Origin of the sequence: Shewanella sp. SM29 (assembly GCF_025654245.1) — a bacterium.
Taxonomy (GTDB): Bacteria; Pseudomonadota; Gammaproteobacteria; order Enterobacterales; family Shewanellaceae; genus Shewanella; species Shewanella oncorhynchi.
Genome location: NZ_JAKKRN010000006.1, coordinates 113,206 through 139,588, shown reverse-complemented (window position 1 = coordinate 139,588; position 26,383 = coordinate 113,206). Strand labels below are relative to the sequence as shown.

Here is a 26,383-nt window from a genome sequence, read left to right as displayed (position 1 = left end):
ATTGCAAAATGAAAATTTCAACGCTGTCGCTTTCTGCTTCTGCCCTGTTGTTATTGCTCGCGGGATTGCTAGCAGCCGTAGTGCTGTGGAGCAGTGATCAGCGGCAACAAATTGAGCAGCAAACACTTACATTACAAGCTATTCAGCAGGATTTTCTCGTCGGCGTACGCCGCGATCTCGACGGCTATCTCGCCAGCGGCAACGCTAGCCAACTTGAACAAGCTAAAACTAAACTCAGCGCCATTAAGAACCAGCTCACAGAGCTTAATCTCGCCACCATGGGCGCTACCGATAATGACTTGCAAGCAAGTCTAAGTAGCTTCATTCAAGATTTAGATACCAAGTACCGCGCCGCGGGTAAACTCGCTGGCAACCCTAGGCAACTGCTCGCCCACGCCGAATCTGAAATGCTCGACTATAACCGTCGTCTGGGCAGTTATGCCGATAAAGGCTTAGCCACAAATGCGGCGGTCGCCGAACAATATCTGCAATTGAGCCGCGATTTACCTTCTATCGTCTACCAACTTTCCCAGCTGACCGATGGCTATCTGATCGGCAAAAATCAGCAACTCAAGGGCATTTTAGACAGCACCAGCAAAGAGCTAAATACATGGCACGACACCCTCAGCGCACTGCCGTTAATCGGCGTATATGAGCAGCAAGAAGCCGATGAATTTGCCCTCGGTGCCAGCGAACCAGAACAGATTGAAGTCGGCGAAAGTGACCGCAGTGAACTGCTCAGTCTCGCCAATCGATACAACAAAGAAGTCGCCAATACCCACCAATTGCTGCAAGCCAACCAAGAGATGCAAGATCAACTCATTCAAGCGATTAGCAATGTGGAACAACAGCTTATTGGCTTAGGTGAGGCTCAGGCGGCAAAGAATCAACAGCTGAAATATGAGCTACAACTGATCCTCTACACTATGGTTTCCATCATGGCCTTGTTTGCGATTGGTTATTTAATCCTGCAGCAAAACCGCGTCGTCAAACCGTTAAAACGTCTCAACCAAGCCTTTATGAAATTAAGCGAATCGAACAGCCGCGAGCGTTTAGACATTAATCGGCGCTGCGAGACGGGCCAAATCGCGGGTCATTTCAACCAGTTGCTACACAGGTTTGAACAGGAAGATGAGGCGCAGCGCCAGCAAATCACTAGGGTTTCTCAATCATTAAGCCAACTGGTGGCGCGCATTACTCAGCTATCGCAGCACACAGAGCACACCCAAACGATTGTGGCCGATACGCAAACACAGACCGAGCATATCCGCAGCCTCGCCAATGAGGTGAGCCACACTTCGGCACTCGTGGAAGACAGCGCCGCCGAAACCATGCGCCAAATGCAGTCGAGCCAAACACAGGCCGAGGCCGTACTGAGCGCAACCGAGCAGACGCAAACCGCCGTTGGCCTTTGCCATGCTTCCCTCGAAAGCCTGAATAACTCAGTGACGGACGTATCGAAAATCATTGATGTGATTGGCAATATCGCCGAACAAACTAACTTACTTGCCCTCAATGCTGCCATCGAAGCTGCACGAGCGGGAGAGCAAGGTCGCGGCTTTGCCGTGGTCGCCGATGAAGTGCGTAATTTAAGCCAACGCACCCAAGTGTCTTTGAATGAGATCGTGAAAATTCTGCAACAACTTACCCAATCAAATCATGCCCTCAGTGAGAGTGTCGATGGCATAGCACAGGCCACCAGCAGCCAGAAACTGCGTGCTCAGAGCCTGTGGCAAGTGGCGCAAACAGTGCAAAACCAAGCAAGTGAAATGGCTAATACCGCCAAACAAGGCTCACTCAATGCCAAAGAGCAAGTCGATTATCTCGATGAATTTGTTCGCACTATGGATAGTTTAAAAGAACAAGCGCAAACCAGTTCACAGCAGAGTGAGGTCATAGCCCAAGAAGTACAGCAGAGTGTAGAAGATATTGAAACCAGCTTGGGGATTGGGCAAAGCCAAATAAACCGTGCGGCCTAAAACCGCACGTTTATTCACTTAATTTCTCTATTTGTGTTTAATCGTCGCTTCGACAATTGTGGATATTAGAGCCATCGAACTGACATTCGACATCAACCCATTTGCCTTCAAATGGCGTTAATGAAGCATCAGTCGCTTGATAGCCCCACAAGGTCTTTTGCATCACTAAACCCGACAAATCAAGCTCATTACTTCGCACTTCAAGGTCAACTTCTTTCACTAACCACTGGTTGTCTGCGAGTTCAACACCTTCTATTTGAATCCATTTTTGGTCAAGTGTCGCTAAGGTTAAACCGTCATCGAATTGAGTTCTGGCATCAATATCAAATGTAAATCCATTAATTTGTAGCTGATTATTGGTGGTCAGTGTCGCCAGACCTTCTAGCTCGAACTTTTTACCTAAGGTTGGAGGTATTCCGCCATTATCATGTGATGTTTCAAATTCAACTTCTCTGGCCCATAAACCCTGCGGCATAGATTGAATATCTACATCGACTAGCTTGCCTTCAACCAAGTTAGCTTGCTTGCCATCTTCAAATTGAGTATTTGTAGTGACATAGAGTCGAGTACGGGCATTAAGCTCAAACTGCGTCTTATCTTGGTTGACCCAAGTAATAGTCCCTTCTAGCTCCATATCATTAAAAGACGCCGTATCTTCCACCTCGACTTCAGAGGCCAAAAATGAAGCACCACTTTGCTGGCCTTCCACTTCAACCCATGCGCCTTCCTGTAAGCTGCCTTCTAAACGTGCGTTGGCATAATTAATCACTGCCGAACCGATATTGAATTGTTGCGCAGCCTTATTTAATCCAGAGACACGTCCCTCGATTTCAGCAAACGCAAAATTGGGGATAAGGTTTATAGAATTAACCTGCCATTCTCCCATTACCGTTGGATAACCATTTACCGCAACCCAATCGCCGACTTTATACTGAGTCGCGTCCGCTGGTTTAACGATTAAATTAATCCCATTAACGGCAATAGTATTTTGATTAACGGAACTGATTTCACCCACAAGGCTTGGATCTAATATGACATTTTTAGCCTGTTGGCCTTCATTATCAATTTTGACCCTCATCCCCATTTGAATGGCATTAACCTCTAACGGCTGTTGTCCATAGTGAATCTTAGCATTAGCGATATTTACGCTATATCCGTTGACCGTAATCGAATTATTATCAGAAGCAATATTTGTTACTGTACCGTTAATTTTTGCGGGTAACGTGGGTTGTGGAACGATAGGATCGGGTTTAGAGGTATCTGTTGATGAATCATTACCACCGCAACCAGCAAGCAAAATGGCCGTAATACAGACTAAGAGTTTATTCATTTTCTTCCCTATTATGTCTTGTTAAATCAGTGCAGGGCATCTTAGTATGAAGATCGTCAAGCAAATGTGAAGAAATGAATTAACCTATGAAAGTATTAATTGTTGATGATAATCATGATGTTATTGAAACAATCATGGATTATTTAACCCTAGAGGGGATTATTGCCGACTGTGCATATCACGGGGAAAGTGCAATCAATTTAATTCAACAAAACCATTACGATGTCATCATAATGGATATTATGATGCCCAAATTAGACGGTATTAATACCGTCAAAAAACTGCGTGAAGAAATTTATTGTAATACACCGATTATATTTTTAACCGCCAAAGATAGTCTGCAGGATAAAATTGATTCTTTTACATCAGGTGGGGATGATTTTTTAAATAAACCTTTCGCGATGGAAGAATTATGCTTAAGACTGCATTCACTGCATAATCGTGGCCCACGTTTAGATGTGGGTATTTTGCGCTTCAGTGATATCAGTTTAAATTTGCAAACCCATCAAGTTACCCGTGCTGGTAAAGAAATTAAGCTCAGTAAAATTCAGCGCACCATTCTTTCACTGTTACTAAAACATGCGCCCGCTATCGTGAGTAAAGAGCAATTGGTAGATACAGTATGGGGAGATGATGCACCTTCGAGTGATTCACTTCGCAGCCACATATACAGCTTACGCAGTGCACTCGATAAAGGTTTTTCAGACTCAAAATTAGAGACTATCCATGGCCAAGGTTACCGACTTATCCCCTGAGCATTTTCCGAGTTTATATAAAAAAATCCGCCTCACTTTTTTAGTATTAACTAGCTTGATGTTTGCCATTTTTTGGAGCCTCATTTATATCGCCGAAGAACAAATTGAGAAGATTAGCCTCGAGCAAACGCTGGCCACAGAGACTCGCGAATATCTAAAGAATTATCAAAGGTTTGGTGATAAAGCACAGCTCCCCGATATCAATGAATTGAAAACATATTGGAGCAAAGAGTTTGTACCAGCTTGGCTGCAACCTTATCAAAATACCGGATTTTACGAACATCAACTGGGTGACGAAGATAAACACTTTTTAATATCCGCTCATCCTTCTGGGCAAGGGCTGTTGTATGTGGTTTATAAGGATGACGCGGACGATTTCCTTGATAGCTATGAAGATAGAATGCACATTTTGATCTCTATTATGGGGATCGGTTTGCTCCTGTTTATCATGGCGTATGGATTGTATTTTGTACGTCTGCTATCCAGTCCACTTGCTGAGATTGAAAATAAAATCAATCAACTATCACCAAAAAGACCAACATCAACACCGAGTACTTCATACCGTGAAACCCGCCAGATTGAGCAAACCCTATTAAGCAACAAAGCTAAAATTGCCGCCTACTTCACTCGGGAACAAGAATTTAGCCGTTTTGCCTCCCATGAACTACGCACGCCCATTATGGTGATCCAAGGTTCGGTAGAATTGCTCAAAAAAATCCCCAATGCGACAACCGAGGCTCAACAATTAATGGTCAAAAAAGCCATTACACGTATTGATTACGCAGGGCATCAAATGAAAACGCTCACCGAGGCCTTTTTACTTCTCGGAAAAGAAGACATTGAATCCCAGCACTACAGCCAAATTGATTTAGCACCACGCCTTGAACACATTTTAGCTGAATTGGCGCAGCACTTTGCCAAGCAAGAAATCACCTACAGCTTAACGCTTAAAGATTGCTTGAGCATCAAGGCGCCACTGAGCTTTATTGACATAGTGATAGGTAATTTAATTAAAAATGCTTTCAATTACAGTGCCGGAAACATTGAAATTACGATGCAAAGCAACCAATTATGGATACTGAATCCACTAAGCACTCAAAGTACTGATACATCAGGCTATGGCTGCGGATTAATTATTATTGAACGTATTTGCGAGCGAATGGGCTGGGCATTTTCAACCCCAAACGATGGTGCTAGCTATCAGGCTTATGTTCAGTTTATAGATAATGCCCATTAACTGAAGTTAGCTTGGATAAATGACCTCGTTTTAGCAAATTCTGAGTTGCAAACCCAATCTTCACAACCGCTTCACGCTTGTCTTGGCACTATGCTCGCAACACTGTAATAGCCATTGAGGCTGAGTTACATAAAACCATAGAAAGGACAAACAGATGAATAAAATGACTCTTACCGTTTTCGCAATGGCACTTTCATTCACGACTATGACCAGCCAAGCAGGCTTTCAACCTACAACGGGTGAACCTCAAATACAGGGTGGCTTCCAAGGGCCGAGCGCAAGACAAGTGATTCATGATGTGGTGAGCGCGCTCAATGCCAGTGATGACGCCCAAATTGAGTTAACGGGCCATATCATTTCTTCCATTGGACACGATGATTATATTTTCCGTGACGCTACGGGTGATATTAAGGTCGAAATTGATGATGATTTATGGCGCGGCAACACAGTAACACCTGAGACTCAGGTCATTATTCGTGGTGAAGTGGATAAAGATTGGTCTGAAGTGACCATAGATGCAGACAACATTCAAATCGTACAATAAATTGATTTAGTTAAAGCCAGCCAATGAATGGCTGGCTTTGGTCACATCCAAACTTCATGTCTTAAATACGCTTAGATAGCAGCCAAAACAACTTCAGCTTTACTGGCTTCAAAAGCCTTTGGCTCTTCTACATTCAGTAGAGTCACTACACCGTTATCGATGATCATGGCATAACGTTGTGAACGCACGCCACCAAAACCGGCAGTATCCATCTCTAAACCTAAGGCTTTAGTAAAGCTGGCATCGCCATCGGCTAACATCATTAATTCAGAGGCATTTTGTGCTTCGCCCCACGCTTTCATCACAAAGGCATCGTTCACAGCAACACAGGCAATCAAATCCACGCCTTTCGCTTTAAATTGATCGGCTAATACCACATAGCCAGGTAAATGCGCTTCAGAACACGTTGGAGTAAAAGCACCTGGCACTGCAAACAATACGACTTTTTTACCCGCGAACAATTCGGTAACTTGGTGATTCACCATGCCATCTTTCGTCAGTTGACCTAATGTGGCAGCAGGTAATGTTTGACCTTGAGCAATCATGTCTTTCTCCATTTAGTTAAAATAACTCATCCATACTAGCCCTATTTACCGCAGATAAACACCGAGAGAAATAAGGGCGATTAGACTCGAGTTCGATTCAACCGCAGCCCCGCACACAAACTAAGACATAACAAACCTAATACTGAGAAGGCGCCGCCACTTTCCTCAACAACGATAATGTCGGGCTCTCTGTCTCGATCGCTACTCTCCAATGGCAGCGCATACAAACTATCGGTCTCATCGGCGCTAATGGTCGCAACAATATCGCTGTAACCCACTTCATACACATCAATCAACACATCATAGTGATCCGTCGCATAACCCGTGTAGAGCGTGGTCAACACTTCGTAATCGTCCTGTGTCGAATCGCCGTAAATGGTAAATACGTCTGTGGTGTAGTAATGCACCCAAGGGCCACCATCACGACTGAGATAAAGCTCGGCAAATAAATCAGCTCTTTCATTAAGATATGCACCATTGACATCAACGTCGAAGGTCACGCTAAACGTTTGATAAAACCCATCGTAATCAAAGTCTTCAAACAAACGACTGCTGGCATCAAAAATCGAAAAGCTGTGATACACAGGTGCGCGGTAGGGATCTTCACTGGTCGCGCTCGAACTCGGAATCCCTTGGCTCGCATGTTTCGCTGTTACTTGCTCACGCGTCATCGGCGAGGCGCCCATAAGTTGCACTCGGTTTGTCGTCGGCGCTTTGGATGATAAGGCTGCTGGCGCCAAGGATTTCACGGCCGCAGCGGCGACTTCAGTGACATTTTTTGCGGGCGCGGCTTGTTGTAACAAAGCTAAAGCTTGTAGTTCCTGCTCAGCAGCTTGCTCGCTATTTTCTGCTTTTTTGGCAATACCAACGCTGGCTGCAGTAAATGGCGTTAAGCTTTGCGATGACTCCAGTTCGCGGGGCTGAGCGCTAGCGACAGATGACGCTAAAAACAGCGCAGCAATAGCCGTTGCCATAAACAGCTTAATATTAACTGTGGCTGCCATATCTTGCTTATTGAGTATGTTCATCTTGAATATCCTATGGATAACCCGTTCAAATTGGAGCTATTAAAGTGCAATGAAGGTGAACATAAGCTGAACATCAACGCCCACTGTTCTCAGCCAGAAGATACGTTCAGCCCGAGTTCATCTGGAATGGGTAACACTCACAAAACTTAAACGATACAAGCGCGAGCATAGAGATAGACTCGCCAACAGAACTTCAGTTCTGTCACGAATAACAAAATAACTGCCAGAGTTAATTTTGAAGGAATTGTGCCAACCAATTGGCTGATCTCTATGTGTTTGTTAAGGTGATGAGGTATTCTTAGTCGACTCGATAAGTTATCCATCTCACTCATTAACTTAAGATCGCTGAACATTGCGGGTACCCGATATGAAACTTGGTTCGACCTTGGCCCTAATCACTTGCTTATCAGCCTCCTTTGGTTGCATAGCAGGTAATGATAGACATGATGATCGCAATCAGCCTCGTAACCAAGGTGCGAAGAATGAGCAGCGCCGTCTAGCGGTCAATAGCCCTGATCAAGCAGTGGCAATGGCGCAACGACAATTTCAAGGCAAAGTATTGAGCGTACAATCCAGCGGATCGGGATATCGTATTAAAATCCTCAATAATGATGGCCAAGTATTTTCTGTTTCAGTAGATGCCGCAACGGGCCGAGTCTCGAGGAACTAACGATGCGATTGTTACTAGTTGAAGATGATATAGAACTACAGACTAACTTAAAGCAACATCTCCTCGATGCCCATTACAGTATCGATGTGGCGAGTGATGGTGAAGAAGGCTTATTTCAAGCGCTCGAATACAACTATGATGCAGCAATTATCGATGTAGGTTTACCTAAACTCGATGGTATCGCCTTGATCCGTAGCGTGCGTGAACAAAAACGCGACTTTCCTATCCTGATTTTAACCGCAAGGGACAGTTGGCAAGATAAGGTTGAAGGACTCGATGCCGGTGCCGACGACTATCTGACGAAACCTTTCCATCCCCAAGAACTCATCGCACGACTAAAAGCCCTGATCCGTCGCTCCGCCGGTAAGGCCAGCCCCCTGATCTACAACGGCCCCTTTAGCCTTAACACCAGCAGTCTAGAAGTACGTAAAGGCGAAGAACTGGTTAATCTCAGTGGTTCTGAATACAAGCTATTCGAATTTTTTATGTTGCATCAAGGCGAAGTCAAATCAAAAACTGTACTCACAGAGCATATTTACGATCAGGATTTTGATTTAGATTCTAACGTCATCGAAGTCTTTATCCGCAGGTTACGCAAAAAACTCGACCCAGATAATCAATACAACTTAATTGAAACTCTGCGCGGCCAAGGTTATCGCCTAAAAGCGTTAACGTCTGGGCAAGCAACCGATGAGTAAACGCGCCATGGCGTGGCAAGTGTTGAACTCCCTAAAAGCACGCTTAGTTGCCAGCGCGCTATTATTTATCTTAGTGTTATTACCCTTGATCGGCGTTGCCTTAAACGATGCCTTTACTGAACAAGTTAAAAGCGCAACCAAGAATGAACTCAGTGCCTATGTCTATTCGATTCTCGCGGTGACTGAAGTCGAAAACAAACAAATCTCCATCCCAGAGTTAGTGTTAGAGAATCGTTTTAACCTCATTCAATCAGGGCTGTATGCCATTGCAACCACTGAAGACGCCAGCGGCAAACAAGATATAGTGTGGCATTCGCAATCTTTTATGGGGATTACGCCACCGCCACATTTTACCATCCCAGCCACGGGTCAAAGCGCATTTGAGCAAATCGAGCTCGCCGATCAACTCCATTTGATTTATAGCTTTAGTGTCAGTTTTGCCAGCCAAAATCAAAACGTGCCTGTGACAATCCACATCATTAAAGACGAGCGGGAATTTCAGCAGCAAATTGATCAGTTTAATCAACAGCTTTGGACTTGGCTGCTGATCTTAATGTTAGTCATGTTAGTGTTTCAATTGAGTTGGTTACTGTGGACGTTGCGACCTTTAGCACGCTTTACCCAAGAGTTACATTCCGTCGAGCAAGGTAAGTCGATGCAGCTAAGTAGCCAATACCCCACTGAATTACAAGCGGTTGCTCGGCAGCTCAATATTTTGCTCAATACCGAACAAACCCAACGAAAACGCTATCGTAATGCCTTGGCCGACCTAGCCCATAGCCTCAAAACACCACTGGCGGTGATCAAGAGTCAGGCCGACTTAAGCGAATCCTCCAGTGAGCAAGTATCAGTGATCAGCCGGATCATTGGCCACCAGCTAAAACGTGCCCAAACCGCAGCGGCGGCCTCGTGGCATTTAGGTATTCGTGTCGATGAAGTCGCCGCTAAGTTATTACGCACCTTAGCTAAAATTTATCGAGAGCCACAAATCAATCTCAGCGGCGAGATGGTAGAACACGCAGTATTCAAGGGGGATGAAGCAGATCTGACTGAAATTCTCGGCAATTTACTCGACAACGCCTGTAAAGCCGCGAAGTCTACGGTGATATTAACGGTCACAGGCGATGCCTATCAACTGCTAATCTGTATCGAAGATGATGGCCCTGGGATCAGTGAAGCCCTGCAAAATCAAATCTTTGAACGTGGTATTCGCGCAGACTCCTACCTTCAAGGTAATGGTATTGGGCTTGCTATCGTGCGCGATTTAGTCGACAGCTATAACGGCAGAATTTCTGTCTCTCGTTCAGAAACCTTAGGTGGTGCCAAATTTAGCATCAGCTTTACACACTCAGTTTAAGTCTTTATTTTCAATGTGATAGTTTTATTACTTCTCTTAAAATTTGGCTATAAATAAATATTTAACCGCAAAACACTTTCAGCTTATGTTCATATTCACACGCCTAATATGCCCATAACATCCTCGAACAGGATTATTGGAGCAAACCATGAACAGACTACATCGATGGAATTGGCTAGTGTTAACGGCGGCATTAGTGGCCTTGCCTTTCACTACCACAGCACAGGCTGCGGGCATATCTGTAAGCCAAAGCTCGAGCACAGCGGCAAGCCAAGCCGAACTCGAACAAATGCTGGCGCCTATTGCCCTGTATCCCGATAGCTTATTGACCCACATACTTATCGCTTCAACTTATCCACTCGAAATAGTGCAAGCACAGCGTTGGTTAACCCAGCGCCCCAAATCATCGATCGACCAAATTATGTCGCAAGCCGAAGATCAGGACTGGGACCCGAGCGTCAAAGCCTTGCTGGCCTTCCCGACGCTGCTGCAAAAAATGAGTGAAGATCTCGAATGGACTCAAAGACTCGGTGAAGCCTTCTTAGAAGATGAAAGCCAAGTGATGAACAGCATTCAGTCCCTAAGACAACAGGCTGATAAAGCGAATAGCTTAGCGGACATGGATAACATGGCAATTACCCGCGCCAACAATCAGATCATCATAGAACCCGCTAAGCGAGAAATCGTCTACGTCCCCTATTACGATCCACGCGTGGTTTACGGCACATGGCGTTGGGGTGTGGCTTATCCACCTGTATATTGGGAATTTGGCGGCTATGCTGGCTATCCCTATCGTCCGAGTCATAACCATTTCTACTGGTCACCGGGCATCCATATTTCCTTTAACTACTTCTTCAGTTCGTTCCACTGGCACAACCATAAAGTGGTGGTGATCGACTATCGCCATTCACACCGATATCGCCCACGGGAAAGATACAGTGTTAGCCATGGCGCACAACCTTGGAAACATAAACCCGAACATAGACGCGGTGTGAGTTATCACAATCCAGTAGTGAAACAACGCTATTACAATGATGATAAATATCGCGGCAGAGATTCACACTCAAGCGGCAGTAAACAGCACTTCAATAGCCAATATTCGAAGTCTAAAGAACGTCAAGATACCCATAGTAATCTGGGTAATATGAGTAATCAGGGCAATAAAAGTCGTGATAATAAAGACTATCACAACGTCAGCCGTGAACGTGATAACCGCACGCCGAGTTATCAGAAAACGCAAGCCGAGTTAAAGGAGCGTCGATCCGCGACTATGGTACAAACACCAACCCACAAGGAGCGTAATGACATGCAATCAAGACCCGTGCAGTCAAAGCCAATACCATCGAGGGAGCCGCAGCAAAGGCAATACCAAACTCGTGAATCGCAGCCGCGTAATATCGATCAACAAAGGGCACAGTCACAAAGGCAAGAAAAACCAAGAACTATGACCCCAAGAAGTGAAATGCCACGGCCTGAAACAAGACGTACAGAGCCACAACGGATTGAACAACCAAGACAAGCAGCGCCTAGACAACGCGAAGAAGTGAGAGTGAGACAAAGTGAGCCACGCCAAAATGCGCAAACCGCTCGCTCGGTAGAACATAACCAAGGTCGATCAATTCAAATCCAAGAACGTCGTCATAGGGAATAACAAGATATAAACTGAAAACGAGTGCCCAGAAGACTCACCCTCTTACTGGGCATTTTTATGGATTATTTATCTGTAACATCACCTCACAAAGGCAACTTCCTCCAGAATTAATATCCTAAATATATCTCATATTCCAAAATGAACTACAAATAACAATTTTAATAACCAAATTTGTAGATATAGTCAGAGTGCGAGTCAAACTGGCTTCATCCGGTCGTCATTTGGCTCTCTTATAAACTCACATCTTGGAGGATGAAATATGGCAACCTTATTAATTGTGCCAGGGTTTGGTGGTAGCGGCCCTTTACATTGGCAAAGTTGGATTGCACAAAAATATGAATCAGCTATATGGGTCAATGACTTACCACTATTGGAGCCTAAGATTCATATCTGGGCCAATGCCATTTGCCGCGCAATCGATCAAATCGAAGGTGAAATCCTCATCCTCGCCCACAGTTTTGGCTGTTTAGCGACAAGCCTTGCCATCGCTCATCATCCACAGCGGGTAGCCGCAGCTATTTTAGTCGCGCCAGCATCACCAGCACGATTTTCTGAGAATGGACACATTCTGCCTGAACACGATGGCACTCAAACGATCAAACACTTGTTGCCAAAACATCCCTTAGGTGTCGCAGGGCTTGTCATTGCCAGTGAAAACGATCCTTGGATGCCCTTTAATCAAGCTGCAAAACTGGCAAAAAAATTGGGATTCCCAACAATCAACTTAGGGTTAAGTGGCCACATTAATGTCGATTCCGGACATGGACAGTGGCCCCTCATTGATGTGCTTATTGGTAATCTTATCTATCAAATAGAAAGTGCAACTCAGAGCCAGTCTAACGATCTCGTAAACTCAAACACACAAAAGACACAAAAGACACACTTATTACATAAAAGAATATCAAATCGCAAAATGTAACTTTTTAGTTATCAATATTTGATTATAATTCCAATTACGTTGTCAAAAACCACTTACATGAGGACTTATATGGCAACCAAAGAAGATCTACAAACCGTGATCCCCGTGCTCGTCAATAGTTTAGAAAAACTACTGGGTAGAATTGAGTTTGGGACAGTGGAATTAACCTTTCACCATGGGAAATTAGTGCAATTAGAAAAGAAAGAAAAAATTCGTTTAGACCAAGTTACGCCGTCGAAATAAAAACGAAATTTACCACCCAATCAACACAGTTAGGCCACATCGCTGACCGGTCAACCGGAAGCCTTATTAAGTAATATGAGGATTTCGGTATGAATATTTTATCTCACCTACAAAAAGCAACACTCACCTTAGTTTTGGCCTCGGCTAGTTTTCTCGCACTCGCTGAAGATACGCTATTGAATGTTTCCTATGATCCAACCCGTGAATTCTATCGGGAATATAACCAACTCTTCAGCCAATATTGGCAAAAAAAAGACCATAAAGCCCCAACCATACGTCAATCTCACGGTGGTTCAGGCTCGCAAGCTCGCTCAGTTATCGATGGATTAGAAGCGGATGTTGTCACTCTGGCACTGGCCTATGACGTTGATGCATTAAGGCAAAAAGCGGATTTAATTCCTGAAAATTGGCAAAGTCGCCTGCCACACAATAGCTCGCCCTATACCTCGACCATAGTGCTATTGGTTCGTAAGGGAAATCCCAAAAATATCCATGACTGGAATGACTTAGTTCGTGAAGGTGTAGAAGTCATTACCCCAAATCCTAAGACTTCAGGCGGGGCGCGCTGGAACTATCTCGCTGCTTGGGGTTATGCACTGAAGCAATACGGCTCAGAAGAAAAAGCGTTAGAGTTTGTTACTCAGATTTATAAAAACGTACCTGTGCTGGACTCAGGCGCCCGTGGCGCAACCAATACCTTTGTACAGCGTAACATTGGCGATGTGTTCATCGCTTGGGAAAATGAAGCCATATTATCTGTTGAGCAGTTAGGAAAAGGTGAATTTGAAATTATTGTTCCAAGTGTCAGTATTCTTGCCGAGCCACCAGTGACAGTGGTAGATAAAAATGTCGATCGCAAAGGGACACGTAAGTTAGCAGAAGCTTACCTAGCACATCTCTATACTGATGAAGCACAACACCTAGCTGCAAAACACTTTTATCGCCCAACAAACCCAGACGTTGCGTTGCAATACAAAGACAAATTTCCACAACTGACGCTCTTTACCATTGATGAGGTTTTTGGTGGCTGGAACAAAGCACAAAAAACGCATTTTAATGATGGTGGTCAATTCGATTCTATTTTAACCAAGATTAGCAAGTAATCTTTTATGCGGTTTCACTCATTCGAAACCGCCCATGAGTTTCACTTATCTCGCTACGGAATAATGATATGAGCAAGGTTGTCATAAAATCTGTGCTACCTGGATTTGGTATTACCTTAGGCTTCTCAGTTTTATATTTAAGTTTGCTATTTCTTATTCCTGTAGCCGGATTAGTTCTGTTTACGCTGCAAATGAGTTGGGCTGACTTTTGGGTCGCCATTAGTCATCCTCAGGTTGTAGCCTCATACAAGCTGTCATTTACGGCGTCTTTTATTGGCGCCAGTATTAATGCCATTTTTGGGACTCTCGTCGCTTGGGTGTTAGTACGTTATCAATTTTTTGGTAAAAAAGTCGTCGATGCTTTAGTCGATCTACCTTTTGCCTTACCGACGGCTGTCGCAGGTATCGCGCTCGTAACGCTTTATTCGACTACCGGGTGGGTAGGTCAATATTTACATTTATGGGGCATTAAAGTCGCCTACAGTCAGATTGGTGTTGTGATCGCCTTAACTTACATTGGATTGCCCTTTGTCGTCCGAACAGTGCAACCGGTTTTGGCTGACTTTTCAAAGGAACTCGAAGAAGCATCAGCATCCCTCGGTGCTAATCGATTAACCACCATAAGAAGAGTGATCCTACCTGCGGTATTACCTGCATTATTAACGGGTTACGCCTTAGCCTTTGCGCGTGCTGTGGGTGAATATGGTTCCGTCATTTTTATCTCGGGCAATTTGCCCTATCGCACCGAAATTACTCCGCTACTGATAGTGTCCAAAGCTGAGCAATATGACTATAACGGCGCCGCGGCTATCGGCGTGGTCATGCTCGCAGCAGCTTTCCTCTTATTGTTATTAATTAATAGCCTACAGTGGTGGGCGAGTAAAAGAGGTTAAGTCTATGGGCCAAATATCGACTGTAAATCATCACGCTACTACTGAGGCTCCTTGGATAAAGTGGAGTTTAATCGGGATCGCATTAAGCTTTCTCGCACTGTTTCTGGTTTTGCCATTAGCGGTTGTGCTCTACGGCGCCTTTAAAGCGGGTCTCAAGGTCTGGTGGCAAGCCGTGACAGATCCCGATGCGCTCGCTTCCATTCGACTCACCATGTTAGTGTTAATTATTGTTGTACCCACTAATGCTATTTTTGGTGTAGCCATCGCTTGGGCCATTGCTAAATTTGAGTTTAGAGGCAAAACCATACTGATCTCAATAATCGATATGCCCTTCGCTATCTCACCCGTCGTGGTCGGGCTGATTTTTGTGATCCTCTTTGGTGCCCAAGGCTGGTTTGGGCCTTGGCTTGCTGCCCATGATTTAAAAGTGATTTTTGCCGTTCCGGGCATAGTCATTGTCATCATGTTCGGCACTTTACCCTTTATTGCCCGTGAACTCATCCCACTGATGCAGCAACAGGGCAAAGATGAAGAAGAGGCCTCACTCACCTTAGGTGCCAGTGGTTTAAAGACCTTTTGGTATGTCACACTGCCGAACATTAAGTGGGGCTTACTCTACGGCGTGATCCTGTGTAATGCCCGTGCTATGGGCGAGTTTGGGGCGGTAGCAGTGGTCTCTGGACGCATTCGCGGTGAGACCAATACTATGCCGCTACACATAGAAGTGCTTTATAACGAATACATGTTTACGGCCGCGTTTGCCGTGTCATCCCTGCTCACAGGTTTAGCACTGGTCACTATCGTGCTGAAAAGCCTCGTGGAGTGGAAAGATGAGCGCAAACATCAAATTAACTAAACGCAACGTCCTTGGGAACAGAGCATTATGAGCATACACATTCAACAAGTTAATAAGCGTTTTAGTGATTTTGTTGCCGTGGACTCGGTCAATTTAGAGATCAAAACCGGAGAGCTGACGGCCCTTTTAGGCCCATCCGGCTCAGGCAAAACAACTTTACTCAGGATTATTGCCGGACTCGAACAGGCCGACAGTGGCATAGTCAGATTTAATGGCGAAGACATCACCACACAGCATGTGAGTGAACGCGGTGTCGGTTTTGTATTCCAACATTACGCCCTGTTTAAACATATGACTGTATTCGAAAATGTCGCCTATGGACTCACAGTCAGACCACGAAAGACACGTCCGACTAAGGCAGAAATTGCCGATAAGGTGCATTCATTACTCAAACTCGTCCAATTAGATTGGACTGCTAATCGCTATCCATCACAACTTTCAGGCGGTCAAAGGCAACGCATCGCACTCGCCCGCGCGCTTGCGGTCGAACCTAAGGTTCTACTGTTAGACGAACCCTTTGGCGCGCTCGATGCAAAAGTGCGCGCAGAATTACGCCGCTGGTTAAGACGCTTACACGATGAGATTAATGTCACTACCGTATTTGTGACCCATGATCAGGAAGAAGCACTCGAAGTCGCAGACAAAATCGTGGTGATGAATCAAGGCCGTATCGAGCAGCAAGGTACGCCAGAAGAAGTCTATGATAATCCAAGCAATCCTTTTGTGTACGAGTTTCTTGGCAATGTGAACCTATTTCATGCCCGAGTAAAACAAGGGCATAGCACTATAGGCAATATTCACATTCCCTCACCTGAGCACACGATTAACGAAGAGCAACAAGGCTTAGCCTATGTGCGCCCACACGAGATTGAAGTACTGACACAACCAATTGAAAATGCCCTTAAAGTCAGTTTAGACTTAGTGACCATAGTTGGCCCAGCAGTGAGATTAGAAGTCCTAACTGAGCTAGATAACCAACTGATCCATGTTGAATTATCTAAAGTGCAATTTAAACGGCTTGGCATAAACAAAGGCGATAGCGCTTGGATCCAGCCGCGCTATACCAAAGTCTTTTTAGGGGAAGGCATTTAGCCACTCACCGCCATAATCAATAGATTAGAACTTCAAGGTCAAGGACTGACCTTCTCCCATTCCCTGCCACTCAACACTCAAATCCATAATCTCATTGAGAATATGATCAAAATCTGTTTGGTTAACAGTAGGAACGGCCAAGTCTCGACTGCTACAGGCTTGCTCTAACAGATAAATAAAGCCGTCATAGGTTGGCGTTTCACCCGACCACAGTAGCGACTGCAGGGTCTCAACTATGGATTCGGTTTGCCACACCTCCGTTTTATCAGCGATGGCGCGGGAGATTTCATTATGCTCTAAGGTAAAGCTGATATCGGCGCCAGCTCTGATCTGCGAGAAAAAAGCGCCTTGAATATGCAGGCGTTTTTCAACCACATAGTGGATCATATCGTGAGGTGCTATACCTTGTTCTGGCATTTGGGTTTGGGTCGCACTACCGTCCATGCGCACACAGCGCAACTGGCCATAACGCTGAGTACCTTTAGTGAAGATGACTTGCATAAAACCATCCTTAGTATTTTGATTAACGCATGCATAATGCGAACTCAAGTATAGTCCAACTCTGCGCCAGCATTAGAAAAACAACAACACTCTGCCGTTATAAATTACGCTGGATAAAGCGGAAACACTCTTCTGCCGCTAAGGGTTTACTAAAGTAAAACCCTTGCACTAAGTCGCACCCCATGCTCGACAATAATACCAATTGCGCCTCGTTTTCAACCCCTTCAGCGACCACAGTTAACCCCAATTCATGGGACATAGAAATGGTCGCAGCACTGATAGCGGCATCGTTCGGATCGCTTTCAATATCCTTCACAAAGGAGCGGTCGAGCTTCAATCTGTCTAAGGGCAAGAGTTTCAAATAGGATAACGAGGAATAACCCGTGCCGAAATCATCAATCGCAAGTTCGATACCATGCTGGCGCAATTCCGCTAACAGGCGCGCATTCTGCTCCGGATATTGCATTGCCACACTCTCGGTGATTTCGAGCTCCAATGCACCTTTGCCTAACTGATGCTTTAAAAGCACATTGGTGATATCGGCGACAATGCTATCTTTGCGGAGTTGATGCGCCGACAGATTCACCGCCATTCGCAGCTCGGTCGCACCCGCAGCGCGCCAAGCGGCAAGCTGCGCCATCGCGGTTTCTAACACCCATTGGCCGATAGGAATGATCATGTCAATCTCTTCAGCAATGGGAATAAAGCGGTCTGGCGCTACCATGCCAAATTCGGGATGTTGCCAGCGCACTAAGGCTTCGACACTGACCACTTGCCCAGTGCGGATATCAATTTGTGGCTGATAATGCAGTCGTAATTCATCGTTAGCGAGCACTTGCCTCAGGCCAGTTTCAATTTGCTGGCGCTCGGTGATCAAGGTATTCATCGCCGCAGTAAAGAATTGATAGTTGTTGCGCCCCGCAGCCTTGGCGCGGTACATGGCCATATCGGCGTTTTTCATCAAGGCTTCAACACTGTCGCCGTCGGTCGGGAATAAACTGATGCCTATACTCGGTGATGAATGTAATGCTTGATTGTTAATAACATAGGTTTGACTCAAACCACTGCGCAGCGCCTCGGCTAAACTGGCCACCTCATCATGGTTCGTATCAGATAAGGCAACCACAAACTCATCACCACCTAGACGTGCCACAGTGTCAGTATCACCAACGATGTTTTTCAAACGCCGCGCAACTTCTAACAAGAGTTGGTCGCCCACATGATGGCCCAAGGTGTCGTTGATATTTTTAAAGTGGTCCATGTCGATAAACATCACGGCAATTTGGCTGTCGGATGCCAGCGCCTCCCTGAAAACCACTTCGAGGCGCGACTGTAAGCTGAGTCGATTAGGCAGTAAGGTCAAAGAATCATGGTGGGCGAGGAAATGAATCCGTTGTTCACTGACTTTACGCTCGCTGATATCGGTAAAGCTGCCGATGTAATGGCTCACGGCACCTGCATCATCGCGCACCACAGACATCATCAACCATTTGGGGAAATCGTAACCATGCTTATGCCTGTCCCAAACTTCGCCTTGCCAGAATCCCGTTTGTTCTAGGGCGGCACGCACTTGAGGGTCGATATTTTTGTCGGTACGCTCGGCCTCTAAAAAGCGGCAGTTTTTACCAATGATTTCTTCTCGTGAATAGCCGGTTATCTGAGAAAACGCAGTATTCACATCCACAATAATGTCGTTGGCATCCATAATAGTGATGCCTTCACCACTCTGCTGGAACACCTGCGCCAATAGATTTACCCGCGCAACGGTGCGCTCCTGCTCGGTAATATCTTCAACGATAAAGAGAATAAGCTGTTCACCATCGGCACCTGTGACTAACGCACCATTGAGACGCACCGCCACTAATTGACCATTCTTATTCAAATAATGCTTCTGATAAGGGCCATAACGACGCGTTTGCTTTAGATGTTCTAATTGCTCAGTTTCACTTAATTGGTAACGCTTTGGTGTGAGCTCCCAAGGGTCAAGCTCATTTAACTCAGCGAGTGTGTAACCCGTGATCGCTTCGAATGCGGGGTTGATCGCCACAAACTGACTATCGTCTAAACGTTTAAGCACATGCCCTACAGGCGCCTTATCAAACAAGTTACGATATCTTTGCTCGCTTTCGACTAAAGTGGCCTGAAAAGCTTGACGACGGGCAATTTCCTTCGATAAGGCCATGGTTTTTTCAGTCACTTTCTCGGCAATACGTTGGCGCTCGCCGGAGGAAACCAGCGTCATACCACCCACAACAGCACAGGTGATAAAGGCGAGGAGCAGCATAAGTAGCGATAAGCTAAAAGTATCGCCCATCAGCACTGCATAGGATTGATAAATCACTATGTGCCAATGCCGATCTGCAAGCTGCAGGTTTGCTTGAAAATACTGGCCGGTTTTATCGCTAAATAGCTTGCTGCTAAATGCGGGAAATGACTTCTGGGTATTGCTGTAAAGCAATGCACCGCCCGCACTCATGTCGGAGAGTTTCCACTGCAATCCCTTTACGCTCTCAACATCATTAATAATGCTTTGCAAATCAATCACAGCTGAACAAAATCCTGAGATTTTACCCAGCCGATCGAACGAGGGCGCTAGAAGCAAGGTGCCACCTGGGCCATTGGGATCTTGAGCTAATTGGATCTTCGCCGTCATCACAGGCGCTAAGGTCGCGCGCACTTTGGCAATGGCAGCGGCTCGTATTGGTTCACTATTGAGATCTAATCCCAATGCCGCTTCATTACCTATGAGTGGCTGAATATACATCACTGGCACTAACCAGCCATCGGCATTAGCTTGCCAGCCTTGAGGCCGCGTGACTTTGTAGGGAGCGCCAATGGCTGAGCGGGTCGATGCCTCAAAACTGGGCAGATCGGCAGCCGCCACTAACGGCGACCAAGACCAAGCTCTAAAGCCATCTTGCTGCAGCATGTTACGTTTGCCAAACTGCACAAACTCATCCTCAGAAACCTGCTCGCTATTATCGAACAAGCTCGCTAAGGCGATGATTTGCTGCAGATTAGCCTCTTGAAAACTTTCAATATTACTAATCACGGCATTGGATTGGATCTGAAACTTATCCTGCAACTGTTGGCGCTGGTTCATATCCGAGTAGTAATAAATCCCCACGCAGAATAAAAAGCCCACCAGCAGGGGAACACCCGTCTGAATGCGGCGAGCACGCCAGATAGCTCGCTTATCAAATAACAACATAGTCAAAGGGATAAAGATCACGGCGCCGAGCAAATCCCCCGTCCACCAATTCACTAAACTCCCCAATAAATCAGATGGTGGAATCGTACCATTGATCACTAAGGCACTGTTGCCAAAAACGGTCGCCACAATACAAGTCAAGGCTAAGCTCAAGCAGGATTTAATAACGGTATTAGGATTATCTAAGGTGAATAAATGATCGACTCGCCCAAGAACATGGGCTGAAAGCACAGCCTGTATACAAGACCCAATCGAGATAGCAAAGGGTAACCAGCCCCAATGGATATGCCCGCCAATATTGATGTTAATCAGCAGGGAACCAATAAACACGCCAACCCAAGGGACATACTCTTTCCATAGGATACAGGCAGCAATGGCAATCCCTGCGGCAGGCCAAATCGCCGCAGAATATCCAGGCGACACAGCAATCATCAAGCCTAATTTACCTACAATGATGTAAGCTAAGGCGATGAAAATGTTTACCTTAAGGTATGGGGTAATTGACTTTATGTGTAATCCTTTAAACTGCCATAGTTACAATATTCAGAATCATAATGCCCTACTCGTTAACGCAATCTCAAGTAGATATCTGGGCAGTGATAAAATCACAGTCTAATAGTCGTTTTACCTAATGTAAATAGCGTAAATGACTGACACAATAATTGTTTTAACTTGATGTTTTTATTTGAGATGCCCATCTAAAATCCGCTTAGTCAAACTTTACTCGCATTAAAAATAAGCATGTAAACATGTGCGCATGAGTCAGAGAAAACAGCAGTACTATTCGGCACGCCTAAAAAGTAAATGTTGGCTAACACCTGCAAGTTTATCGAGGTATTCATCCACCCCATGACTTAGCCATTACATCAACTTTAGCCAAAATGAATAAATGAAGCGCCTCACACATTCCCAATTTATGAGAACCAAATCAGTTAAATTTAAGTTAATTTTGTAAATTTATTGATTTTATTTGGTTTTAATTAAGGTTTTTTTAATGCTTAACGTCTTTTCGCACGGGGATCCGCTTTCAATCAATAGCCGCTTCTTGGTATCCTCCTGCCGCATAAAAAAGTTGCATGCTGAATATTTTTTGTTCTGCCAACTGACTCCCTTTCCCGTTCAACCGGACCCGTTAATTGAAATTAGCTCTTAGCCAATTCATTGCTGAAAGATTGAACCTGATTATTCGGTTTTCAACCTTTAGCATGACAAACCTAACCCTGTTTTTCGGGTTATTGTTTGTGCTGCCTGTAGCTGACGTTTTATACGTATTAATCGGCGGTTGTGTTGATATTAGTGAACTCATCAGCCTCAGCAATGGCTTTTTGGTCGAGTTTATCGGCGCTAGTTTGCTCAGCCTGTTATTACTCAATCCCCTCGTTATTCTGCAGTTATGGCATTTAATCGACTGCTGCTTCAAATTTTTCAATCATCTCGATTTAACTAACGCTTCACTTTTTTTAGCACCCCCAAGGCTAAAATCCCTCGAACATACCGCCCACGGTTGTCGCGCTCCGCCATTTTAACCCTCTGTTTTTAAATTCAAATTAAGCATTAAGCGCTGAAAGCGGATCTTAGATTTGCCTCGGGATGGCGGCACATTATTGTGTCATGCCTCTTGGGTTTCAGGATTTGCGCTCAGATAACGCCGCTTAGTGCGACTGCCGGTTAACGCTTGGCAGAGTTGTAAACCTTAGGGTTAGAGGAATCTTCCTTTGTTAATTCGAAAATTAAGTAAAGCAGCAATCGCGGCACTAGCACTCATGCTCGCGGGTTGTGATGGCGGTGTATTGGACCCTAAGGGCCAAATCGGTATCGATGAAAAACACCTGATTATCGTCGCCACCCTACTCATGCTCATTGTCGTTATCCCTGTGATTGCCATGACATTGTACTTCGCGTGGAAATACCGCGATGGCCGTGATCAGGAAATCTATGCGCCTAAATGGGCACACTCAACGGCGATTGAAACCGTAGTGTGGATAGTGCCGATTGTGATCGTAATAGTGCTAGGTGTGATCACTTGGGGTTCGACCCATGATCTTGATCCATATAAGCCTTTAGTGCACGAAGCTAAACCCGTCACGGTTGAAGTGGTGTCGCTGGACTGGAAATGGTTATTCATTTACCCAGAACAAGGCGTGGCATCGGTCAATGAGTTGGCGTTCCCTGCCAATGTGCCGGTGAACTTTAAGATCACCTCTGACACTGCGATGAACTCCTTCTTCATCCCGCAGTTAGGCAGCCAGATTTACTCTATGGCGGGCATGACTACTAAATTGCATTTGATCGCTAACGAGCCAGGCACCTTCGACGGTATCTCGGCTAACTACAGCGGCGCCGGATTTGCGGGCATGAAGTTTAAAGCGATTGCCACTCAAACACCTGCCGACTTCGATGCATGGGTGGCCAAGTTAAAACAACAGGGTAAGACTTTGGACTCAGCGGCCTACGCCACACTGGCTAAACCGAGTGAATACAATCCGGTTGAATACTTTGGCTCAGTGAGCAAAGGGATGTTTGACCAAATCGTGATGCAGTACATGCACATGGACTCACATGACGGCATGAAAGGTCACGAAGGAATGGAAATGCACGCAGGCATGGAACACATGGGCACTGAGCACACATCTGACATGGCAGACATGAAAGGTATGCACGACATGGCACATATGGCAGGCGAGCACGCGATGGAAAATACACAGAACATGGCCGACATGGATAGCTCAACACCTTCGGTACCGTCATCAACACAGGACTCATCCACAGAACCTTCATCCTTAGAGCACTCATCCACTCATAAAGTGGAGGCGGAGTAATCATGTCATTTCTCGGTAAATTAAGCTTAGATGCGATTCCGTATCACGAGCCCATCATCATGGTGACCCTAGCGGTCGTCGCAGTGGTAGGTTTGTATATCGCAGCCTTGATCACTAAACACAAAAAATGGAGTGTACTCTGGAATAATTGGTTAACCTCAGTTGACCATAAACGCCTCGGTATCATGTACATAGTGTTGGCTTTGGTGATGCTCATTCGTGGCTTCTCCGATGCCATTATGATGCGTACCCAGCAAGCACTCGCCACCAACGGCGCAGCAGGTTATCTGCCGCCTGAACATTACGACCAGATCTTCACCGCCCACGGCGTGATCATGATTATCTTTATGGCAATGCCATTTATGATAGGTCTAATGAACTTAGTAGTGCCGCTGCAGATTGGCGCACGCGACGTTGCCTTCCCCTTCTTGAATAACCTCAGTTTCTGGCTGACCGCCTCTGGCGCTGTGCTGATCAATATTTCATTGGGTTTAGGTGAATTTGCTAAGACAGGTTGGGTGGCGTATCCCCCCCTCTCAGAGCTGGCTTACAGTCCGGGGGTTGGAGTCGATTACTATATCTGGGCACTGCAAATTTCAGGCATAGGGACAACCTTAACCGGGGTGAACTTTATCGCCACCGTACTGAAGATGCGCGCCCCCGGCATGAAGCTGATGCAAATGCCAATCTTCACTTGGACTTGTACTTGGGCGAACATACTGATCGTCGCGTCATTCCCGATCTTAACCGCCGTGTTAGCCATGTTAACGCTCGACCGTTATATGGATTTCCACTTTTTCACCAATGACGGTGGCGGTAACGCCATGATGTATATCAACCTATTTTGGGCGTGGGGACATCCTGAAGTGTACATCCTGATTTTGCCTGCTTTTGGTATTTTCTCCGAGGTGATCTCAACCTTTACGGCTAAGCGTTTGTTCGGTTACACCTCTATGGTGTTGGCGAGCGGTGCGATTTCAATTTTAGGTTTCATCGTTTGGTTACACCACTTCTTCACTATGGGCTCCAGTGCCAACGTCAACGCCTTCTTCGGGGTGATGACTATGGTGATTGCCGTTCCAACCGGGGTAAAACTGTTTAACTGGTTGTTCACTATCTACCGTGGCCGCCTAAGGTTAACTGTACCTGTGTTGTGGACACTAGGCTTTATGGTGACTTTCACCATAGGCGGTATGACCGGTGTGCTATTAGCCTTACCGGGAGCCGATTACGTACTACATAACAGTTTGTTTTTAATCGCGCATTTCCATAACACTATTATTGGTGGTGCGGTATTTGGTTACTTAGCAGGCTTTGCTTACTGGTTCCCTAAAGCGACAGGTTTCCACTTGAATGAACGTTTAGGTAAAGCGTCATTCTGGTGCTGGCAAATCGGTTTCTACGTGGCCTTTATGCCGCTGTACGTATTAGGCTTTATGGGTATGACGCGCAGAATTAGCCATACGGATAACCCAGCATGGAACCTGTGGATCTACTTAGCCGCTGTGGGTGCTTGCATCATCATGGTCGGTATCATTCTGCAGTTTATCCAACTGTACGTGAGTATCCGTGACCGCGACCAAAACCGCGATACTACGGGCGATCCATGGAATGGCCATACTTTAGAGTGGTCAACCGCTTCACCACCACAGTTCTATAACTTCGCTAAGCTGCCACAGGTTGATGATATCGATGCCTTTACCGATGCGAAAGAAAAAGGCTTGGCTTATCAAGGCCTCAAACACTATCAGCCAATCCATATGCCGAAAAATACCTCAAGCGGTATCTTAATGGCGCTGGGGATCACTGCCGCGGGTTTTGCCGCTATTTGGCACATTCTGTGGTTAGCCATTGTGGGCTTAGTGGGCGCGTTTATCGTGTTCTTATTCCGTGCCTATAACAATGACGTCGACTATTACGTGCAACCCGATGAAGTGGCTCGCATTGAAAATGCCCACTTAAACAATGTAGTAAGGGGCTGATATGAGTATTGCAATCCCAGCAGATTTAGAAGTAGCTCACGCAGAAGATCATCACGAACACCATGATACGAGTGGCAACACTCTGTTTGGTTTTTGGATTTACCTGATGACAGACTGCATTTTGTTTGCCTCGGTTTTCGCAACCTATGCTGTGCTCTACATGAACACGGACGGTGGCGTTTCGGGTAAAGACATTTTCGAATTGGACTTTGTGCTGATCGAAACTGCCGCCCTGCTCGTTAGTAGTATTACCTATGGCATGGCGCTAATTTTTGCTAAGCGCCACAACAAAGCCGCGACCTTGGCTTGGTTACTCGTGACCTTCGCCCTCGGTTGTGTGTTTATCGGGATGGAAGTCTATGAGTTCCATCACCTGATTGAACATGGCAATGGCCCGCAGCGCAGCGCTTTCCTGTCGTCCTTCTTCACCCTTGTCGGTATGCACGGTTTGCACGTGACCGCAGGTCTGATTTGGATGGCGATCATGATGATTGAAGTGGCGAAAACCGGTTTAGGTCATCGCAGCATCACCCGCCTGAGCTGCTTAAGCCTGTTCTGGCATTTCCTCGACATAGTGTGGATTTGTGTATTCACGGTCGTGTATTTATTGGGAGCACTGTAATGAGCGCACATAGTCATACTGATAAGCATAGCCATGGCACTGACGATCTGGCCGCGAGCATTAAGTCATATCTAATGGGCTTTGTGCTGTCAGTGATATTAACCGCCATTCCATTTTGGGCCGTAATGACCCATCACTTCGAGAAAGCGACCACCCTTAGCTTAGTGCTAGTGATGGCGATAGTGCAGATAGTGGTACATCTTAAGTACTTCTTGCACTTAGATTTCTCGAAAGAAGGCAAAGTGAATACCTTCTCCTTCCTGTTTACCGCCCTGATTATTGTCATGGTCGTCGGCTTGTCGGTGTGGATCATACTCGAAGCCAACGCTTTGATGATGTAACGAGAAA

24 protein-coding genes are annotated in these 26,383 nt (G+C 45.7%); 19 read left to right on the top strand and 5 right to left on the bottom strand.

Annotated features, from left to right (window positions below):
* Positions 1-8 precede the first annotated feature (8 nt).
* Positions 9-1,979 (top strand): methyl-accepting chemotaxis protein, encoded by a 1,971-nt coding sequence (locus L5L77_RS06175; protein WP_263185107.1) that lies wholly within the window; start codon positions 9-11, stop codon positions 1,977-1,979.
* 37 nt (positions 1,980-2,016) lie between these two features.
* Here the strand turns inward: L5L77_RS06175 and L5L77_RS06170 are convergent, their stop codons facing one another.
* The gene (locus tag L5L77_RS06170; protein WP_263222320.1) at positions 2,017-3,309 is read right to left on the bottom strand and encodes a DUF5666 domain-containing protein; all 1,293 of its coding nucleotides are present in this window, start codon (positions 3,307-3,309) and stop codon (positions 2,017-2,019) included.
* 86 nt (positions 3,310-3,395) lie between these two features.
* Here L5L77_RS06170 and L5L77_RS06165 point away from each other — a divergent pair, with 86 nt between their 5' ends.
* From L5L77_RS06165 to L5L77_RS06155, 3 genes are all read left to right on the top strand, one after another.
* Positions 3,396-4,064 carry a response regulator transcription factor gene (locus L5L77_RS06165; protein ID WP_131525518.1) on the top strand — a complete coding sequence of 223 codons (669 nt, stop codon included), beginning with the start codon at positions 3,396-3,398 and terminating at the stop codon, positions 4,062-4,064.
* Positions 4,036-5,301 carry a sensor histidine kinase gene (locus L5L77_RS06160; RefSeq protein WP_263222319.1) on the top strand — a complete coding sequence of 422 codons (1,266 nt, stop codon included), beginning with the start codon at positions 4,036-4,038 and terminating at the stop codon, positions 5,299-5,301. The genes L5L77_RS06165 and L5L77_RS06160 overlap by 29 nt, the downstream gene beginning before the upstream one ends.
* Positions 5,302-5,455: 154 nt before the next feature.
* Entirely contained in the window at positions 5,456-5,845 is a 390-nt protein-coding gene (locus L5L77_RS06155; RefSeq protein WP_105250668.1) for a YgiW/YdeI family stress tolerance OB fold protein, read from the top strand.
* Between the two features lie 71 nt (positions 5,846-5,916).
* Here L5L77_RS06155 and L5L77_RS06150 read toward each other — a convergent pair whose 3' ends face one another.
* Positions 5,917-6,390, bottom strand: coding sequence for a peroxiredoxin (locus tag L5L77_RS06150; RefSeq protein ID WP_113940228.1), 474 nt, complete (start codon positions 6,388-6,390; stop codon positions 5,917-5,919).
* Between the two features lie 80 nt (positions 6,391-6,470).
* Positions 6,471-7,418: a choice-of-anchor H family protein gene (locus tag L5L77_RS06145; RefSeq protein ID WP_263222318.1), complete on the bottom strand. Its 948-nt coding sequence runs from the start codon at positions 7,416-7,418 to the stop codon at positions 6,471-6,473.
* Between the two features lie 367 nt (positions 7,419-7,785).
* On the opposite strand from L5L77_RS06145, the gene L5L77_RS06140 reads away from it, so the two are divergent.
* The 10 genes from L5L77_RS06140 (at position 7,786) to L5L77_RS06095 (ending at position 16,900) form a co-directional block, all read left to right on the top strand.
* On the top strand, positions 7,786-8,088 hold the full coding sequence (locus tag L5L77_RS06140; protein ID WP_263222317.1) for a PepSY domain-containing protein: 303 nt from the start codon (positions 7,786-7,788) through the stop codon (positions 8,086-8,088).
* Positions 8,089-8,090: 2 nt separating this feature from the next.
* Positions 8,091-8,786 (top strand): response regulator transcription factor, encoded by a 696-nt coding sequence (locus tag L5L77_RS06135; RefSeq protein WP_113940226.1) that lies wholly within the window; start codon positions 8,091-8,093, stop codon positions 8,784-8,786.
* Entirely contained in the window at positions 8,779-10,143 is a 1,365-nt protein-coding gene (locus L5L77_RS06130; RefSeq protein WP_263222315.1) for an ATP-binding protein, read from the top strand. Before L5L77_RS06135 ends, L5L77_RS06130 begins: the two co-directional genes overlap by 8 nt.
* A gap of 148 nt (positions 10,144-10,291) precedes the next feature.
* Positions 10,292-11,794: a DUF3300 domain-containing protein gene (locus L5L77_RS06125; protein ID WP_263222313.1), complete on the top strand. Its 1,503-nt coding sequence runs from the start codon at positions 10,292-10,294 to the stop codon at positions 11,792-11,794.
* 259 nt (positions 11,795-12,053) lie between these two features.
* A complete protein-coding gene (locus L5L77_RS06120) occupies positions 12,054-12,713 on the top strand; it encodes an alpha/beta hydrolase (protein ID WP_263222312.1) in 660 nt (219 codons plus the stop codon).
* A 69-nt stretch (positions 12,714-12,782) separates the two neighbouring features.
* Positions 12,783-12,956 carry a YezD family protein gene (locus tag L5L77_RS06115; RefSeq protein ID WP_105250676.1) on the top strand — a complete coding sequence of 58 codons (174 nt, stop codon included), beginning with the start codon at positions 12,783-12,785 and terminating at the stop codon, positions 12,954-12,956.
* 89 nt (positions 12,957-13,045) lie between these two features.
* Entirely contained in the window at positions 13,046-14,059 is a 1,014-nt protein-coding gene (locus L5L77_RS06110) for a sulfate ABC transporter substrate-binding protein (RefSeq protein WP_263222311.1), read from the top strand.
* A gap of 68 nt (positions 14,060-14,127) precedes the next feature.
* Positions 14,128-14,952 (top strand): sulfate ABC transporter permease subunit CysT, encoded by an 825-nt coding sequence (cysT, locus tag L5L77_RS06105; RefSeq protein WP_011790693.1) that lies wholly within the window; start codon positions 14,128-14,130, stop codon positions 14,950-14,952.
* A gap of 4 nt (positions 14,953-14,956) precedes the next feature.
* Positions 14,957-15,808: a sulfate ABC transporter permease subunit CysW gene (gene cysW, locus L5L77_RS06100; RefSeq protein ID WP_263147359.1), complete on the top strand. Its 852-nt coding sequence runs from the start codon at positions 14,957-14,959 to the stop codon at positions 15,806-15,808.
* A gap of 27 nt (positions 15,809-15,835) precedes the next feature.
* Positions 15,836-16,900 carry a sulfate/molybdate ABC transporter ATP-binding protein gene (locus tag L5L77_RS06095; RefSeq protein ID WP_263147356.1) on the top strand — a complete coding sequence of 355 codons (1,065 nt, stop codon included), beginning with the start codon at positions 15,836-15,838 and terminating at the stop codon, positions 16,898-16,900.
* A 24-nt stretch (positions 16,901-16,924) separates the two neighbouring features.
* On the opposite strand, the gene L5L77_RS06090 is transcribed toward L5L77_RS06095, so the two are convergent.
* Together L5L77_RS06090 and L5L77_RS06085 are read right to left on the bottom strand one after the other, a co-directional pair.
* Positions 16,925-17,401 carry a cytoplasmic protein gene (locus L5L77_RS06090; protein WP_263147353.1) on the bottom strand — a complete coding sequence of 159 codons (477 nt, stop codon included), beginning with the start codon at positions 17,399-17,401 and terminating at the stop codon, positions 16,925-16,927.
* A gap of 97 nt (positions 17,402-17,498) precedes the next feature.
* Entirely contained in the window at positions 17,499-21,122 is a 3,624-nt protein-coding gene (locus L5L77_RS06085; protein WP_263222394.1) for an EAL domain-containing protein, read from the bottom strand.
* 626 nt (positions 21,123-21,748) lie between these two features.
* Here L5L77_RS06085 and L5L77_RS06080 point away from each other — a divergent pair.
* The 5 genes from L5L77_RS06080 (at position 21,749) to cyoD (ending at position 26,376) form a co-directional block, all read left to right on the top strand.
* The gene (locus tag L5L77_RS06080; protein WP_259527539.1) at positions 21,749-22,138 is read left to right on the top strand and encodes a hypothetical protein; all 390 of its coding nucleotides are present in this window, start codon (positions 21,749-21,751) and stop codon (positions 22,136-22,138) included.
* A gap of 189 nt (positions 22,139-22,327) precedes the next feature.
* The gene (cyoA, locus tag L5L77_RS06075; protein ID WP_263222309.1) at positions 22,328-23,431 is read left to right on the top strand and encodes a ubiquinol oxidase subunit II; all 1,104 of its coding nucleotides are present in this window, start codon (positions 22,328-22,330) and stop codon (positions 23,429-23,431) included.
* 2 nt (positions 23,432-23,433) lie between these two features.
* Positions 23,434-25,413, top strand: a complete 1,980-nt coding sequence (gene cyoB, locus L5L77_RS06070) for a cytochrome o ubiquinol oxidase subunit I (protein WP_212599486.1) — start codon at positions 23,434-23,436, stop codon at positions 25,411-25,413.
* A 1-nt stretch (position 25,414) separates the two neighbouring features.
* On the top strand, positions 25,415-26,035 hold the full coding sequence (cyoC, locus tag L5L77_RS06065) for a cytochrome o ubiquinol oxidase subunit III (RefSeq protein ID WP_011787513.1): 621 nt from the start codon (positions 25,415-25,417) through the stop codon (positions 26,033-26,035).
* Positions 26,035-26,376: a cytochrome o ubiquinol oxidase subunit IV gene (gene cyoD / locus L5L77_RS06060; protein WP_263162517.1), complete on the top strand. Its 342-nt coding sequence runs from the start codon at positions 26,035-26,037 to the stop codon at positions 26,374-26,376. The genes cyoC and cyoD overlap by 1 nt, the downstream gene beginning before the upstream one ends.
* Positions 26,377-26,383 lie beyond the last annotated feature (7 nt).